The organism is Sorangium sp. So ce145, assembly GCF_051525985.1.
In the GTDB taxonomy this organism is placed as follows: Bacteria; Myxococcota_A; Polyangia; order Polyangiales; family Polyangiaceae; genus Sorangium; species Sorangium cellulosum_B.
The window spans coordinates 10,824,282-10,836,534 of record NZ_CP150315.1 but is presented as its reverse complement, the minus strand read 5'-3'; the positions used below and the strand labels follow the sequence as shown (position 1 = coordinate 10,836,534).

At 74.9% G+C, this 12,253-nt stretch carries 8 protein-coding genes; 5 read left to right on the top strand and 3 right to left on the bottom strand.

What is annotated here, in order from left to right; translation table 11 throughout:
- Positions 1-31: 31 nt before the first annotated feature.
- The 3 genes from WMF34_RS40190 to WMF34_RS40180 all read right to left on the bottom strand — a co-directional run bounded on the left by WMF34_RS40190 (position 32) and on the right by WMF34_RS40180 (position 3,501).
- Positions 32-1,360 (bottom strand): protein kinase domain-containing protein, encoded by a 1,329-nt coding sequence (locus WMF34_RS40190; protein ID WP_437991121.1) that lies wholly within the window; start codon positions 1,358-1,360, stop codon positions 32-34.
- A 268-nt stretch (positions 1,361-1,628) separates the two neighbouring features.
- The gene (locus WMF34_RS40185; RefSeq protein WP_437991120.1) at positions 1,629-2,525 is read right to left on the bottom strand and encodes a hypothetical protein; all 897 of its coding nucleotides are present in this window, start codon (positions 2,523-2,525) and stop codon (positions 1,629-1,631) included.
- 52 nt (positions 2,526-2,577) lie between these two features.
- The gene (locus tag WMF34_RS40180) at positions 2,578-3,501 is read right to left on the bottom strand and encodes a hypothetical protein (protein WP_012240521.1); all 924 of its coding nucleotides are present in this window, start codon (positions 3,499-3,501) and stop codon (positions 2,578-2,580) included.
- A 692-nt stretch (positions 3,502-4,193) separates the two neighbouring features.
- Here WMF34_RS40180 and WMF34_RS40175 point away from each other — a divergent pair.
- From WMF34_RS40175 to WMF34_RS40155, 5 genes are all read left to right on the top strand, one after another.
- The gene (locus tag WMF34_RS40175; RefSeq protein ID WP_437991119.1) at positions 4,194-5,813 is read left to right on the top strand and encodes an AgmX/PglI C-terminal domain-containing protein; all 1,620 of its coding nucleotides are present in this window, start codon (positions 4,194-4,196) and stop codon (positions 5,811-5,813) included.
- Between the two features lie 172 nt (positions 5,814-5,985).
- Positions 5,986-6,909, top strand: a complete 924-nt coding sequence (locus WMF34_RS40170; RefSeq protein ID WP_012240519.1) for an alpha/beta hydrolase — start codon at positions 5,986-5,988, stop codon at positions 6,907-6,909.
- A 21-nt stretch (positions 6,910-6,930) separates the two neighbouring features.
- Positions 6,931-9,999, top strand: a complete 3,069-nt coding sequence (locus WMF34_RS40165) for a PEP/pyruvate-binding domain-containing protein (protein ID WP_437991118.1) — start codon at positions 6,931-6,933, stop codon at positions 9,997-9,999.
- Complete coding sequence (locus WMF34_RS40160; RefSeq protein WP_012240517.1) at positions 9,996-10,976, top strand: pseudouridine synthase; 981 nt, start codon at positions 9,996-9,998, stop codon at positions 10,974-10,976. Before WMF34_RS40165 ends, WMF34_RS40160 begins: the two co-directional genes overlap by 4 nt.
- A complete protein-coding gene (locus tag WMF34_RS40155; RefSeq protein ID WP_437991117.1) occupies positions 10,973-11,752 on the top strand; it encodes a hypothetical protein in 780 nt (259 codons plus the stop codon). The genes WMF34_RS40160 and WMF34_RS40155 overlap by 4 nt, the downstream gene beginning before the upstream one ends.
- Positions 11,753-12,253 lie beyond the last annotated feature (501 nt).

Genomic DNA, 12,253 nt, shown 5'->3' with positions numbered 1-12,253 from the left:
TCGTCATTGGCCTCTCGACCACGGTCTTTGCTCAGGGCCGGCCGCGCTGCCAGCGATCAGGGCAGCACGAGCACGAGCTTGAGCGAGAACCCGTAGTCGACGTTGACGCCTCGACCGGCATGGGGGCGGCCTGGACGGCGGCTGGGGTGCTCGTGGCGTCCGGCACGCGCCAGCCGAGCGCCAGCACCAGGCCCCCGCCGACGATCGCCGCCACCAGCGCGACAAGGTAGAGCGACACGGTCGCGTGACGGGGTGGGGCGACGGAGCCGCTGAAGGTCGCGGGGGCCTGCGGCGGAGAGAGCGAGTCGAGCTGCGCCGGGCGAAGCGACACGAGCGGCTCGCTGGGAGAGGGCGAGAAGGCCGAGATGCGGAGCTCCGAGATCGACGACGCGGAGGGCAGCGTGCCCCGGGGCTGCGCCAGGGACAGGCGATCCGGGGTCGAGGCCCGCGAGGCGTGCGAGACGTCGCTCGGCTCGCCCGCCGCGCTCTTCAGCGCGGTGAGGCACTCCCTCATCGACTGGAAGCGCCTGTCAGGGCACTTCTCGAGACACCGCATCACGATGGCCGTCATCGCCGGCGACACGAGCGCGCCCTGGGCGTGATCGGCGAGCGGCGGCGGCGGCTCGCTGACGTGCGCCATGAGCGTCGCCGAGGCCACCTTCCTGTCGAACGGCGCCTTGCCGCAGAGCATCTCGTAGAGCAGGACGCCGAGCGCATAGATGTCCGCGCGTGGCGAGAGCTCGTGGCCCATCGCCTGCTCCGGAGCGGTGTACTTGGGAGAGCCGATGAACACGCCCCTCTGCGTCAGCTCGTCCAGCTGCCGCCCAGAGACGTCCTTGACCAGGCCGAAGTCGAGCACCTTGACGAAGTCCTTCTCGTCCTCCTGGTCGACGAGGAGCACATTGCCCGGCTTGAGATCCCGGTGCACGAGGCCGAGGCCGTGCGCCTCGGCGAGCGCGCGGCAGATCTGCCGCGCGATCCGGCCCGCGCGCGCCTCCGGGAGCGCGCCCTCGTCGTGGAGCACGCGGTGGAGCGTGCGCCCGGCGATATACTCCATGGCGATAAAGTAGATCCCGCGCGGATCGTCCCGGCCGTAATCGAAGACCGTGACGGAGTTCGGGTGGGTGAGCCTCGCCGCGGTCGCGGCCTCGCGCGAAAAGCGTCGAAAGAACTCCGGATCTTGCTCGAGGCGCTCATCGGGGAGGAGCAGCTTGAGGGCGCAGATCCGGCCCAGCGCGAACTGCTCTGCCCTGTAGACCCTGCCCATCCCCCCTCGCGCGATGAGCGAGATGATCCGGTATCGATCGGCGATCGTCGCGCCGATGAGGGGGTCTTGACCGCTGCTCCTGGCCGCGCCCATGGTCTTCACTATATGCGCGATGACGGGCGCACCGCCACCGCAACTCGTGTGTTCTGGCCGACTGCGCGGCTCTGAATCAACGATGCGGCTTGGATCGCACGGCGGTGGAGCGCGAGCGACGCGGCGAGTTGCCGACACGTTTTCCTGACGGCCTCGTCCCACGGGTCCGCCGCGTTACCCAGCGAGCGCCGAATCATTGCGATCCGGTTTCGCGCGGCCCGCGCCCGCGCGCTGTCCAGGGCGGGGCGCCTCTCCTCCGGCGCGCCCGTCACGGCGCGGCGACATCGATGTCGACCTCGCGCGGCTCCTCGGTGACGCCGCTGGGCGTGGCCCCGGCGCCCAGGATCGCGCCCACGGTCAGGGTCAGGGTCACCTCTCCGCTCGTGAGGGGCGTGGCGACGTACTTCCAGCGCAGCCGCACGCTGCCGCCTCTCTCCCCCTCTGCCGAGAGCGCCTCCACGGCGCGCCGCTCGATCTCCGGCGCCGTGAGCGCGGTGCGGAGCCGGTGGCCCGTCGAGGCGATGGCGGGCCAGCGGATGAGGGCGCGGTTGAAGGTCCCATCGAGCGTGTGGGTCACGACCGCGCGGTGCCCCTGGACCCGGACGCCGTTCACGGCCCGGAACACGAACGTCTTGTAACGATGGACCTCCGGGGCGGAAGCCGCCGTTCCGTCCTGATCCTCGCGCAGCGTCCTCCGCTGCACAACGGCCCCGATCTCGTCGTTCGGTATGCCCCAGCTGTTCAGGCGCGCCAGCGCGTTCCGCTGGAGGAGCGCCTCGTCCGGCGAGATCCGCGGCCCGCTCGGCGTCTTTCGCAGGACGAGCACCTGGCCGTTCGACGGGTCCTTCTCGTAGGTCCAGTCCGCCGACTCGTGCTCCGTCCGGCGCCCCAGTTCGCTGAGCGGCGTGAACTGCTGATCGGCCCCGATGAGCGAGCGCTGGATGAGCGCGTCATCGAATGAACGCAGCGTCAGCCGGGCCGCCGGGAGCCTCGCGGCGGGCGCCGTGGCGAGCTCCCGCGCGTCGAACGTGAACCCCTCGATCTCCTGCGCGGCCGCGGCGATCTCGCCGTCGTCGCCGCCCCCTTCGGTCGCTACCTCCGGCGCCCCGCAGGCGATGAGGGTCATCGAGAGCGCGGCCCAGAAACCAATCGTTCGCGTCGTCATCGTCATGTCTCCTGTCGTTCGAATCCCTCGGGCAACACGCGGCGTTCGTCGTTCATCCGCCGGGCAGCACGCGCCCGTTCGATGGGTCGCAGCCGGCGATGTAATAGATGGTCGAGCCGGTCTTCAGTCCGGTGTTCTTCCGGTCGCGCCACCCGCCGTACTCGTACATGAGCTCCCGCGACGCGAACGACGCGCCGAACACGATCGAGACGGGGCAGTCGTCGTCGTTGCTGAACTGGCTGTCGTCGTAGGCCTCGTCGATCCAGTTCTCTCCCACCCCGTTGGAGATGGAGCTGATCGAGTAGTCGCCCACGTAGTCCTTCACGTGATTGCCGCACGACGAGTCGCCGTGGAACGCGTTCCACATCGTCATGGTGCTGTCCGAGGTCGTGATCTGCTGCCGGTATCCCCCGTTCTTCCACACGTCGTAGTCGCCCGACTGGCACGCTTTGACGACGGCGATCTCCAGGTCCCCGCCCGTGCCCGGGTTGCCGAAGAGCATGTTCTCGTTCGTCAGGACGCGGCAGTCGTAGCTGCCGTTGCCCATGACCAGGCCGCTGTAAGCGGGCGTCGACGAGCTCCCGGCGTCGTGCCAGCCGTGCGTGTGGATGAAGACGACATCGGCCTCGTCCGCGCCCGAGCCGGACGCCATGTCGTTCGCCGAGCAGGCGCAGGACGCCGCCTGGCTCGAGTCGGTCCAGTAGCTCCCCCGGGCGCTCGTGTTGTTGCGCGTCGAGACCTCGTCCCAGAGGGAGACCATGCGGAGGAGGTTGAACGTGCTCGCGAAGGCGGCGGCGGTGCTCGTGTGCACCGAGTGCGACAGGCTGGTGTCGTCCTCGCACTCCCCCGTGTGTCCGAAGTTCGCGACCCCGTAGACGTGCGTCTCGTGCTGCGCGCGCGCCGACGACGGCATCGCAAGGAGGCACCCGAGCACCGGAACCCCTGCGAGGACATGGAACGATCGCCTGTTGCTCATACGCTCGACTCCTTCGTTGTCTCGATCGGTGGATGTTCGCCGCGGCCCGCCGCCCGGCGCGCGCTCCACGGGCGCGCCGCCGCTGGACCACGGGCGTGGACCGGCGCCGGGCAGCGTCGACGGGCGCGGGCGTCAGCGCGCCGCGCTCCGTTCAGCGCGGTCGCGCGTCGTTGACGTCGACAACGGCGTCGACCTCGACGACGTCGCCAACGCACCCAGCGTTATTCGCAGCTTCCGTGCCATCGCCTGGCGTCCTTCAACGGGGGCGTCGCGCCACCCGGGACTTCAGCGATCTCCCCGGGATGCGCGGGGATCGTGCCCGCGCGGGCGCCGTCGGCCGCCGTCGGCCGCCCCGCGGTTCCGCTCGAGGTGGCGGCGCGATCCCGCGGGGTGATGGCGCGGGCCACCACCAAACCACCTCGAGGCGCCGGGCGGCGGTCCAGAAACTGGAACCCCCGGACGCGCGGATGCGCCGCTGAAAATCGCGGCGCGGCTCCGGAACCTGGGGCGGGCGGCGCTGTCGATCCCTGGCGTGGACGCGGTGCTCCGCGGCGCACGCAGAGAGCGGTGAAGCTCGCCGCGCGTGCGCCGGGGCGCGCCGAGAGAGGCGGGCCCTCGAGGGCTCGCTCCATTCAGACCGCTCGCCGCGCGGACATGCGCGCGAGCGCGAGCAGGGAAAGGGCTGTTCTCCGATGGACACGTTCAAGATGGCTCCGGGCATCGCACCCTCGAATCCGTTCCTCAGCAACCTGCCCTTCAGCCCGTATCCGGCCATCGAGGCCGACGTGCCCGCGGACGCGCCGGAGGGCTCCTATACGTACGCGCTCGTCAAGAGCGCGCCGGACGTCCCCGCCGACGAGTGCGAGACCGACGCGCTGTCGCTCGAGGTGATCATCCGGTGGGGGAACACCCCGCTTCACGTGGCGCACCTGACGCCGCCGCGCGCCTTTCATGTCGGCGAGGCGGAGGGCCCCGGGGGCGGGTGCGATTTCTTCCTACCTGCGGAGCGCCTCGGCGCGGCGCGGGCGCCGCTCGTGCTCGTCGGCGAGGGCGGGGAGGTGAGCGCCGTCATCCCGCCGGGCGCGTCGGGATCCATCGAGTTCGGCAGCTGCAGGATGACGATCGCGCAGGCGATCGCTACCGGCCGCGCGGCGCCGTGCGCGGAGCTCGACGGGGCGCGGCGGATCGCGCTGCCGCCCGGCGCTCGCGCGAGGCTCGAGCTCGGCGATTTCGGGTTCGAGGTGGCGGTGGGCAGGGCGGGCCGCCGCGTCGCGGGCAAGGCCGGCATGGACCGCCGCAACCTGCCGTTCGCCGCGCTCTCGACGCTGCTCCACGTCGGCCTGCTCGGGGCCATGGCCGCGTTCATGCCCCCGCTCGCCATGGCCGACGACGGCGGCGTGAGCGCGGAGCAGGCCTACCTCATGGCGCAGGCGATCGGCGCGATCGCCGAGAAGGAGCTGCCCGAGGCGAAGGACGTCACCGACGCGACCGGCCGGACCGAGCGTGAGGGCGGCTCCGGCGCGGCCGCGATGGGCGAGTCGGGCAAGGCCGGGAGCGAGACGAGCCGGAAGACGGGCGGGCGCTTCGAGATCCAGGGGCCGAAGGACAACCGCGACGTGCGGATCTCGCGGGCCCAGGCGCTCGACGACGCGGCGCGCTTCGGCATGATCGGCGTGCTCCACGCGGGGTCCGGCGGCGATCCCAACGCGCTCTCGGCGCCCTGGGGCGGCGACGACACGCTCGGCAACGGCGAAAGGAGCGTGATCGCCAACCTGTGGGGTGAGACGATCGACGAGTCGGGCGGCGTGGGCGGGCTCGGGCTGACGGGCGTCGGCGAGGGCGGCGGCGGGCGCTTCGTGGGCATCGGGATCGGGTCGATCGGCACCATCAACCACGGGAGCGGCGTCGGCGATGGGCCGGGCTTCGGCCCTGGCGGCGGCGCGTCGCGCTTCGCCAACGGCCCTGGCCACAAGACGCGCGCGCCGCGCATGGGGGTCGGCACGACCACGGTGTCGGGCCGGATCCCGCCGGAGGTCATCCAGCGCATCGTGCGCCAGAACTTCGGCCGCTTCCGGCTCTGCTACGAGAACGGGCTGCGCAACAGCCCGAACCTCACCGGGCGCGTGTCGGTCGGCTTCGTGATCGGCCGCGACGGGGCGGTGTCGAGCGTCCACAACGGCGGCTCCGATCTGCCGGACGCCGGCGTGGTCTCCTGCGTGGTGCGCTCGTTCTACGGGCTGTCGTTCCCGCCGCCGGACGCCGGCATCGTGACCGTGACCTATCCCCTCCTCTTCAGCCCCTCTGGCGGCTGATCCGGCGCTTCAGCCAGGTCCTCTCTCTGCCGCGGCCAGGCGGGCGACGACGTGAACCGCCATGACGCCAAGGGCGCCAAGAAACCAGGGGAGCAGGAGAGGCAAATCCTACCTAGGGGCACGTGGGCCTGCCCAGGGCTGCGCCCGCGCCCCGCTGCTACCCTCGCCGCCGATGGCCGCCACGACGATCCCCCCGCTCTCGCGCCGGCGCGCGCTGCTCGGCCTCGCCGCGCTCGCCGCGCCCTCGTGCCGGCGAGGCACCTCACCGCCGGCGCCGGAGGAGGCGGCCCCCTCGGCCTGGAAGGATCTCCCGTTCGAGCCCGCCTCCGAGGGCGAAGGCCCGCAGCGCGCGCTGCTCCTCGCGCCCGAGGCCGCGCCGGCGCCGCCGCTCCTCGTCGCGCTGCACGGGCGCGGCGAGGCGGTGCGAGGCCTCGAGGTCGGCGCGCGCGGCTGGCGCGACGACTACGGCCTCGACGCGGCCCTCCGGCGGCTCCGCTCGCCGCCGCTCACGCCGGACGATCTCGGGCAGATGGTGACGCCCGAGCGGCTCGCGCAGCTCAACGCCTCGCTGAAGGAGCACCCCTACCGCGGGCTGTGCATCGCCACGCCGTTCACGCCCGACCTCCGCGACCGCTCCGTCGAGGGGGCCGCGGGCTTCGGCCGCTTCCTCGTCGAGCGGCTCCTGCCGCGGGCGCGCGCCGAGGGCGGCTGCCAGGCGGCGCGCGAGGCCACCGGCATCGACGGCGTGAGCCTCGGCGGCCGCCTCGCGCTGCTCGTCGGCCTGTCGTTCCCCGACGTCTTCGGCGCGGTCGGCGCCCTGCAGCCCGCGGTGCGGGCGGGCGAAGCGGAGATGTTCTCCGCGCTCGCGCGCCGGGCCATGGAGCGCCGCGCGGTCGCGCTCCGGCTCGTGTCGAGCGAGGCCGACCCCTTCTTGCCCGCCATCCAGGCGCTCAGCGATCGGCTGCGGCAGGACGGCGTGACCCACACCCTGCTCGTCGTGCCCGGCCCGCACGACTACGCCTGGAATCGGGGGCCGGGCGGCGTTGAAATGGTGCTCTGGCACGAGCGGATCCAGCGCGGTTTGCCGCCGCCGTGATCGTGGCGGCCCGGCCGTCACATGCCCCTGACCCAGGCCGACGAACCGTGTTACTCCCTCGGCATCGACGTGGCCGACCCCACACGCACCGCCCGCGCCGACGGCGCGACCGACCCGCCCACCGTGCGCGAGTGGCTCAAGCCGCTCGAGAGCGCCGGCCTGCGCCGCCACACGAGCGCGAAGCGCGTCGGCGGCAAGGCGGCCTCGCTCGGCCGCCTGCTCCGCGACGGCTTCCCGGTGCCGCGGGGGTGGGTGCTCGACGCGCGGTGCTTCACGGAGCTCGTCGACCGGCAGCTGCCGCCGGGGCACGACCTCGCCACGCTGATCCGGCTCTCGGGCACGAGGGCGGGCGTCGACCGGGCGGCGCGCGCGCGCGACCGCATCCTGAGCGAGCCGCTGCCCGAGGCGCTCTCGACCGCGCTGCGGGCGCTCTGGCAGGCCGTCGAGCAGGAGGCGCCGTGGGGCCTCGCGGTGCGGTCCAGCGCCACGTGCGAGGACAGCGAGGAGACGTCGATGGCGGGGCTCGCGACGACCGTGCTCGGCGTGCGCGGCGAGGCCGGGCTCGACGCCGCGATCCGGCAGGTCTGGGCGAGCGCCTTCCTGCCGCGCGCGCTCGCGTACCTCGCGCACGCCGGCGTCCGCGACGTCGCGATGGGCGTCGTGCTGCAGGTGATGGTGCGCGCCGAGGCCGCGGGCGTGCTGTTCACCGCGCCCCCGCCGGGGCTCGAGGGCGAGCACTGGCACGCCGGCGAGCGGCTCGTGAACGCCACGCTCGGGCTCGGCGCGCCGGTCGTCGACGGCGCCGCGGCGGCCGACACGATCCGGCTGGCGCGCGACGGCGGCAGGGTCGTCGCGTCGGCGGTCGCGCAGAAGCGGCGCGCGCTCGTCGTGGGCGCGGCCGGGCTCGAGGAGGTCCCGGTGCCCGAGGCGAGCGCCGAGCAGCCGGCGCTCGGCGAGGCCGCGCTGCGGCAGCTCGCCGAGCTCGCCGAGCGGCTCGAGCAGGGCGGCAAGGGCCCGTTCGACGTGGAGTTCGCTGTCGAGGTGGTCGAGGAGCGCGGCGAGGGCCCGCCCGGCGCGGGGCTCGTGGTCGACGGGGAAGCGCCGTCCGACCGGCCGGAGGCCGCCGCCGCGGCGGGCGCGTCCGTTCCGGCGGCGCGGGAAGCCGGCGAAGGCGCGCCCTCCCCGGCGGCGCGGGAGGCCGGCGAAGGCGCGCCCTCCCCGGCGCGGCGCGTGTGGCTGCTCCAGGTGCGCCCGGTGAGCGGCGGCGGCTTCCCCGAGGGCGGCGACGCCGACACGATCTGGTCGCGCGCCAACGTGGGCGAGGCGCTCCCCGGCGCGGCCACGCCGCTCACCTGGTCGGTTGCGCGGGCGTTCTCCGACCGGGGCTTCCGCGAGGCGTTCGCCGCGCTCGGCTGCCGCGTGCCGCGCGGCGCGCGCCTCGTGGCCAACGTGCACGGGCGCTTCTACCTCAACCTCACCGCCTTCATGCGGATCGCGGCGCAGGTCCCGGGGCTCTCGCCGCGCGCGCTGCTCGGCATGAGCGGCGGGGCGAGCGAGGCGCTCATCGCGCGGCTCGCCGAGCAGAGCGAGGGCGTCTCGCGGCGCGGCTTCTATGCGCGGCTGCCGCTCACGGGGCCGCGGCTCCTCCTCCGGCAGGCGCGGCTCGAGCGCGAGGTGGCGGCCTACGAGGGCGAGGCGCTCTGGGCGCAGCGCGCCCTCTCCGAGCTCGACATGACGCTCCTGCCGGACGACGCCATCGGCACCACGCTCCGGAGCGTCTTCCTGCTGCTCGAGCGGACCGGCACGCGGATGCTGCACTGCGCGTCGGCGTCGCTCGCGAGCCATCTCGCGCTGTGCAAGGCGCTCGAGCGCATCGCGGGCCGCCGCGCCTCCGCGCGCTCCGCCTCCGGGGAGGCGCACCTCGACGCGCCGGCCGGGCGCGCCGAGACGAACGTCGAGCACCTGGCGCAGGTGCTCGCGGGCGGCGTGCGCGAGCTCGACAGCGCGGGGCCGGGCATCGAGCTCGCGCGGGTCGCCGAGCTCGTCCTGCAGGATCGGACGGCGCGCGAGCGGCTCCTCGCCGGCGGGGTCCTGTGGCCGCGCGACCTGCCCGAGGGGCCGGCGCGCGACGCGTACGCGCGGTTCCTCGACGCCTACGGCGATCGCGCCGTGCGCGAGGCGGAGCTCGCGACGCCGCGCTGGCGGGAGGACCCGTCGCCGGTCGTCGCGATGCTCACGGCGTCGCTGCGCGGCGCGCCGGGCGATCCGGAGCGCGCGCTGGCGCGCGCCCGGGCGCTCGCCGATCGGGAGATGGCGATGCTCGAGACGCGCGTGCCGCGGCTGGAGCTCGCGCTCCTGCGCACCCTCGTCGGCCGCGCGCAGCGCTACGTGCGCCTGCGGGAGCGCATGCGCACGTGGGTGACGCGCGTCCTCGGCATGCTGCGCAGGGTCGCGCTCGACATCGACCGGCGCCTCCGGCGCCTCGATCCCTCGCTGGAGCCCGGGAGCGTCTTCTTCTGCACCTACGAGGAGCTCGCGACGGCGCTCTTCAGCGGCCGCGCCGACGTGGGCCACCTCGTCCGGCTGCGGCGCGCCGAGCACCTCCGCGACGCCGCGCGCCCCGATCCGCCGGCCACCTTCATCGGCCGGCCGCCGCCGGTCGTGCTGCCGCCCGCGTCCGGGGAGCGCCTGCTCGGGCTGCCGGCGAGCCCTGGGGTCGTCGAGGGGCGGGCCCGCGTGCTCGAGCCGGGCGCCTCGGCGCTCGACGCAGTGGCGCCGGGGGAGGTGCTGGTCGCGCGCACGACCGACGTCGGCCTCTCGCCCCTGTTCCTGGTGGCCGCCGCGGTCGTGACCGAGCTCGGCGGCCCCATGTCGCACGCCTCGATCGTCGCGCGGGAGTACGGCATCCCCGCGGTGGTGAACGTCCCCGGCGTGACGCTGGCGATCAAGACGGGCGATCGGCTCCGCATCGACGGCGATCGCGGCGTGGTCGAGCGCCTCGACGAGCGCGCCTCGCCGTCGCCGCCGGGCGTCGTCGCCGGGGGAGCTCCTGGCGGCGGCGCTGCACCGCGCGCGGCGACGCCCGGATGACGGCCGCGCGCTTCCGCGTCGGGCCCTCGGACGGCCCCACGGTGGCCGACGTCCTCGAGCGCGCGGGCGGCGCGTCGCGGGGCCTCGCGGGCGCGGCGGCGGAGGGGCGCGCGTTCCTGAACGGCCGGCGCGCGCGGCCCGGCGACGCGGTGGCCCTCGGCGACGAGCTCGCGGTGTGGCCGGCGCGGCGCGACGCGCCGGGGGCGCCGCCGGTGGAGGTGCTGGCGCGCTGGGGGGAGCTCCTCGTCGCGTCGAAGCCTGCGGCGCTGCCGACGGAGCCGGAGCGCCGGGGCACGCGGTCGCTGGTCACGGAGGTCGCGGAGCTGCTCGGGCTGCGCGACCTGCCGCACGCCGCCTCGCGGCTCGACGTCGGCGTGAGCGGCGCGGTGCTGTGCGCGACGGGCGCGCGGGGCCGGCGACACGTGGTTGCGATGCGCGAGGCGGGGCGCATCGCGCGGGTGTACGTCGGCGTCGCCGGGGGTCGCGTCGAGGGGTCGGGCACGTGGGATGCGCCCATCGGCGCGGCGCGGGCGCGGGGCGGTCGCAGCCTGCCCGCGGTGGGCGGCGCGGACGCGAAAGACGCGTCGACGCATTACCGCGCGGTCGCCTCGGCGGGCGGCGGCGCGGCGCCGGCCACGCTGCTGCGCCTGGACCCGGTGACGGGCCGCACGCACCAGCTCCGGGTGCACGCGGCGCACGCGGGGGCGCCGCTCCTCGGCGATCGCGACCATGGCGGGGCCCGGTCCGTGACCACGGCGAGGGGCCGGGTGATCCCGCTCTCGCGCGTCGCGCTGCACGCCTTGCGCGTCACGGTGCCGGACGAGCGCGGCGAGCTCTGCGCGGCGATCGCGCCGGTGCCGGACGAGCTCCGCGAGCTCTGGGTAGCGCTCGACGGCGGCGGCTCGGCGTGGGAAGAGGTGCTCTCCGCGACGCTCGAGGCGGCCCTGCCGCTCGGGCCTTCTTCCGGTACCCGATGACCTCGCCTCGCCCTCTCACCCGCGCCGCCCTGGGGCTCCTCGCTGGCCTTGCGCTCGCCGCCGCCGGCGTGGTCGCCGTCGCCGAGCCGCAAGCTCCGCCGTCCCGCGCGGGGTATGCGCCGGACCCTGCCCCGCGGCCCAGCGCGAAGCAGTGGGTCTTCGACGTGCAGTACGCGAAGGGGAAGGGCTCGATCGTGCGGGTGCGGCCGGTGGCGCTCGACCGGCCCCTGGCGACGGCGCGGGTGATGGGCCGGTTCGCGATCGAGCTGTACGTGGGCCAGGAGCTGCTCGATCGGGTCCGCTTCGACGTGCCGCTGACGGGGGACGCGCCGGAGCGTCCGCCGGGCGCCCTGCTCCGCCGTCCGACGTTCGACAGCGGCGTGACGGCGCGGCTGCGCGTGCAGATGGCGGACAACCCGCGCGCGAGCTGGGCCAAGCTGGTGGACCGGAAGACGGGCGCGGAGGAGCGCTTCCTCTGGCCGCCGGAGCCGGACGGCCGCCTGGTGTCGCTGAGCGCGCAGGGCGGGGTGGCGGTCGACGGGGGCGCGCCGGGGGATGCGGGGAAGCTGCCGGCGGACGCCGGGGGATCGGCGGACGCGGGCTTGCCGGACGCTGGCCCCGATGGGGGCTTTCCGCCGGTGGACGCGGGGTGGCAGGACGCGGGGAGGCTGCCGGTGGACGCGGGCTGGCCGGATGCGGGCTGGCCGCCGGTGGATGCGGGTCGGCCTCCGGATGCCGGGTTGCCGCCGGATCCGTTCAGACCGCGGCGGAAGTAGCCTGCCCTGGTTGGGCTTCCGGGACCGGAGCGTTTGCCGGGCCGGCTGGCGCAGTTGTGAACTGGGTCACGTAGTCCCAAGAAAAACGTCTGCTTTCAAGCACTTGCTTGCTGGGACAACCAGAACGCGATGGGGTCGCGGGCGAGCCCGGACGCGAAGGGACCAGAACGCGTTGTGGTCACGGGCGAGCCGGCAGGCGAGGGGACCAGAACGCGATGTGGTCGCGGGCGAGCCGGCAGGCGAGGGGACCAGAACGCGATGTGGTCGCGGGCGAGCCGGCAGGCGAGGGGACCAGAACGCGTTGTGGTCGCGGGCGAGCCCGGACGCGAAGGGACCAGAACGCGATGTGGTCACAGGCGAGCCGGCAGGCGAGGGGACCAGAACGCGATGTGGTCGCGGGCGAGCCGGGACGCGAAGCCCCCTCAGCGATCGAGGTCGCGGGCGCTCGGCCCGCTGCGGGCCGGCGGCGTGTTGTGCCAGGGGGCCGCTGCGGTTCGTCCC

Excerpts from the sequence above, each read along its gene's own strand:
- WMF34_RS40165 (WP_437991118.1), top strand. The coding sequence starts at position 6,931 with ATGCCCCTGACCCAGGCCGACGAACCGTGTTACTCCCTCGGCATCGAC.
- WMF34_RS40155 (WP_437991117.1), top strand. The coding sequence starts at position 10,973 with ATGACCTCGCCTCGCCCTCTCACCCGCGCCGCCCTGGGGCTCCTCGCT.
- WMF34_RS40185 (WP_437991120.1), bottom strand. The coding sequence starts at position 2,525 with ATGACGACGCGAACGATTGGTTTCTGGGCCGCGCTCTCGATGACCCTC.
- WMF34_RS40160 (WP_012240517.1), top strand. The coding sequence starts at position 9,996 with ATGACGGCCGCGCGCTTCCGCGTCGGGCCCTCGGACGGCCCCACGGTG.
- WMF34_RS40190 (WP_437991121.1), bottom strand. The coding sequence starts at position 1,360 with ATGGGCGCGGCCAGGAGCAGCGGTCAAGACCCCCTCATCGGCGCGACG.
- WMF34_RS40175 (WP_437991119.1), top strand. The coding sequence starts at position 4,194 with ATGGACACGTTCAAGATGGCTCCGGGCATCGCACCCTCGAATCCGTTC.
- WMF34_RS40180 (WP_012240521.1), bottom strand. The coding sequence starts at position 3,501 with ATGAGCAACAGGCGATCGTTCCATGTCCTCGCAGGGGTTCCGGTGCTC.
- WMF34_RS40170 (WP_012240519.1), top strand. The coding sequence starts at position 5,986 with ATGGCCGCCACGACGATCCCCCCGCTCTCGCGCCGGCGCGCGCTGCTC.